The sequence below is a fragment of the Paraburkholderia nemoris genome, from assembly GCF_905221015.1.
GTDB lineage: Bacteria > Pseudomonadota > Gammaproteobacteria > Burkholderiales > Burkholderiaceae > Paraburkholderia > Paraburkholderia nemoris.
This window is the reverse complement of the sequence record NZ_CAJNBO010000087.1, coordinates 1-3,399: the sequence shown is the minus strand read 5'-3', so window position 1 is coordinate 3,399 and position 3,399 is coordinate 1. Positions and strand designations below refer to the sequence as shown.

Sequence of the window (3,399 nt, the reverse complement as noted above, 5' to 3'; positions counted from 1 at the left end):
TGTTCATGGTGTGAATTCATGTCTACGTTACCGGCCTCACTCTGGTACCCGGGACGGGTCTTTCCTGAATAGCGCATTTTTCTGTCAATGACGGAGGGGAGTAACAAGATCAGTCCTATTTTCAGGAATGCAAATTAAGACGGGTCTGAAAATTTGTCAGCAATGTTTAATACGTTGCAGTTCGCCGATTTTTACCCTTTTCATGGTCAGCGTAAGTGAGTAAATTCACGCACGCTGCATAAATGAACGAGGGCTGCCAGGTTTTTCCGGTCTGCGGTCATGCCGCGCGAACGGGAAGCCCTGGCAGGTTATCGCCACTGTGGTTGAAGTCCTGCCATGGCGGAGACACTCCTGAGATAAGGAGTCCTTTGTTACCTCTGTTGTGAGACGCGCCGGATCCTGGGTCCGGTGTGTTTTTCTGATGTTTAACCCAAGTGAATCTTGCAATGAAAAAAACTCTCCTTTCGACCCTCCTGGCTGCCGCATCGATCGCCATGCTCGCGCCGGCCGCCCACGCCGCTGACGGCACGATCACCTTCAATGGCTCCGTGGTCGGCACGACCTGCACGATCAACAGCGGCACGCCGAACTTCACCGTGACCCTGCCGCCAGTGTCGACCGCGTCGCTGGCCACCGCTGGCGCCACGGCTGGCCGCACGCCGTTTGCCATCTCGCTGACGGCCTGCGCGCCGGCCACCGGCAATGCGACGGCCTACCTTGAGCCGGGTCCGACGGTGGACACGGCGACCGGCCAGCTGATCGTTGCCGCGGGCGGTGCCTCGAACGTGGAAATCGGTCTGCTGAACTCCACGTTCAAGCCGATCGTGGCGGGTGCGGCTAGTGGCTCGCAGAACACCGATCTGGTGAGTATCGCCAGCGGCAGCGCAACCCTGAACATGTACGCCCAGTACGTTGCAATGGGCGCGGCGACGGCCGGCGCAGCGAACTCGACCATCCAGTACACGATCAGCTATCAGTAAGCACTCAGCGCTACCCGCACGCGGGTAGCGCGTGCAAGCATCGCTCCAACGATGGCCACAACAGGGGTGCCCGGACGTTTCAGGCTGTGCCGTCCACAGGACGGCATGGCCTGGCAGGGCGTTGTGCCGCCGCATGCATGGCGGCAGCGCAACGGGGCTGCATGGCCGGGAATCCCGATAGGGCATCGCCTGTACTCCTGTCATTGCTGAGACCCATGAAATATAGAGTCTTTCGCCATGAGGCATGCCGGATCCTGGGTCCGGTGTGTTTTTCTGATGTTTAACCCAAGTGAATCTTGCAATGAAAAAAACTCTCCTTTCGACCCTCCTGGCTGCCGCATCGATCGCCATGCTCGCACCGGCCGCGCACGCCGCTGACGGCACGATCACCTTCAATGGCTCCGTGGTCGGCACGACCTGCACGATCAACAGCGGCACACCGAACTTCAGCGTGACCCTGCCGCCGGTGTCGACGTCGGCGCTGGCCACCGCTGGCGCCACGGCTGGCCTCACGCCGTTCTCGATCGCGCTGACGGCCTGCTCGGGCGGCACGGGCAATGCGACGGCCTACCTTGAGCCGGGTCCGACGGTGGACACGGCGACCGGCCAGCTGATCGTTGCCGCGGGCGGCGCCACGAACGTGGAAATCGGTCTGCTGAACTCCAAGAACCAGCCGATCGTGGCGGGTGCGGCCACCGGCTCGCAGAACACCGATCTGGTGAGTATCGCCAGCGGCAGCGCAACCCTGAACATGTACGCCCAGTACGTTGCAATGGGCGCGGCGACGGCCGGCGCAGCGAACTCGACCATCCAGTACACGATCAGCTATCAGTAAGCACTCAGCGCTACCCGCACGCGGGTAGCGCGCGTGCAAGCATCGCTCCAACGATGGCCGCAACAGGGGTGTCCGGACGTTTCAGGCTGTGCCGTCCACAGGACGGGATGGCCTGGCAGGTCCGGGTACGCCTTCAGGATATTGGGAATCAGAATGAACCAGGTTTTACGGAAGCTCTGCACGGCGGTGACACTGAGCGTCGGTTTCGCTCTGGCGGCCGCGCTTGTCGCCAGCACCGCGCACGCCAGCGTCGTGATCGCGGGCACGCGGGTGGTGTTCCCCGCCCAGGAGCGCGAAGTCACCGTCAAGCTCACCAATAACGGCAAGACCCCCGCGCTCGTGCAGGTCTGGCTCGATAAGGGCGACGCCAACAGTTCGCCGGACAAGGTCGAGGTGCCGTTTACGCTCACGCCTCCCCTGTTCCGGCTCGACCCGAACAAGGGGCAGACGCTGCGCCTGATCTATACGAAAGAGCCGCAGGCAAAGGACCGCGAAACGCTGTTCTGGCTGAACGTGCTCGAGGTGCCCCCGAAAGCCGCGGGCGACACGCAGACCAACAGCCTGCAGCTGGCGTTCCGCTCGCGCATCAAGGTGCTGTTCCGCCCGCAGGGGTTGCCTGGCCGCGCCGATGAGGCGCCGGCAAAGGTGACCTGGGAAGTGGTGCCCGACGCGAAAGGCAAGGGCTACGCGCTGAAGGCGACCAACCCGACGGCCTATTTTGTGAACCTCGGACAGGTCTCGCTGAAGACGGGCGGCAGGAGTCTCGATGCGGGTGCGGGCTTTGTTCCGCCGCTGGGCTCGCAGCTCTTCGCGGTCAAGGATCTGGGCGCGCAGCCCGGTGCGCAGGCCGAGGTGGACTACACCAGCATCAATGATTTTGGTGGTGGCGTGGACGGCAAGCAGCCGCTCCAGTCATCCGGCGCGCAGCCGGAGAAGTAAGCCTGCACCACGGCGGCCATGCGGGCGGGTCTGCCTGGCCGTGAACCTGAAACAGATGGCCCCGATGGGGCGTTCCCGGCTGCCTGGCAACAGGCGCCAGAGGGACGTTTTGCCCAGGGCTTTTAACCCATAGCGGTGATGCGGCGCACTTCGGGCGCACGGTAAATCATGTCGAATTCCTTCCTGTCAAACAGTCCTGCCCGCGAATCGTGCCGGACACCGCGCCTCAAGCCATTGTGTGCGATGGTGCTCTCCGCGCTGGCGGCCTGGCCGTTCGTGGCGCGCGCTGGCGCGACACCGGATACGGCTGCAGCATCCACGCAGGTGGCGCAGGTCCAGTTCGACCGCAGCTTCCTGAGCCCGGGTAGCGGCCAGAGCGTCGACCTGTCGCGTTTCGAGAAAGGTAATGCGGTCCTGCCCGGCACATACAACGTCGACCTCTATGTGAACGGAGGCTGGATCGGCCGCACCGACGTGCCCTTCAGACAGCCGCCGGACGCGCCCGCGGGCACCAATGCGCAGGCCTGCTTCGACCGCAAGCTGCTCGAGCGGGTGGGGGTGGACCTGAAGAAGCTGACGCCCGATGTGAGCGCGAAGCTGGATGTGCCGGGTGCCTGCCTGCCCATTGGCGCGATCGTCAATGAG

General features: G+C 63.4%; 4 protein-coding genes. All 4 read left to right on the top strand.

The features are described from left to right. The first annotated feature begins 446 nt into the window (after window positions 1–446). Window positions 447–980, top strand: a complete 534-nt coding sequence (locus KHO33_RS41700; RefSeq protein WP_211629337.1) for a fimbrial protein — start codon at window positions 447–449, stop codon at window positions 978–980. Between the two features lie 301 nt (window positions 981–1,281). Continuing rightward, window positions 1,282–1,815 (top strand): fimbrial protein, encoded by a 534-nt coding sequence (locus KHO33_RS41695; RefSeq protein WP_200568569.1) that lies wholly within the window; start codon window positions 1,282–1,284, stop codon window positions 1,813–1,815. A gap of 153 nt (window positions 1,816–1,968) precedes the next feature. Continuing rightward, window positions 1,969–2,754 (top strand): fimbrial biogenesis chaperone, encoded by a 786-nt coding sequence (locus tag KHO33_RS41690; protein ID WP_200568542.1) that lies wholly within the window; start codon window positions 1,969–1,971, stop codon window positions 2,752–2,754. A 168-nt stretch (window positions 2,755–2,922) separates the two neighbouring features. Continuing rightward, window positions 2,923–3,399 (top strand): FimD/PapC N-terminal domain-containing protein (locus KHO33_RS41685; RefSeq protein ID WP_211629336.1); only part of this gene is annotated, 477 nt, incomplete at its 3' end.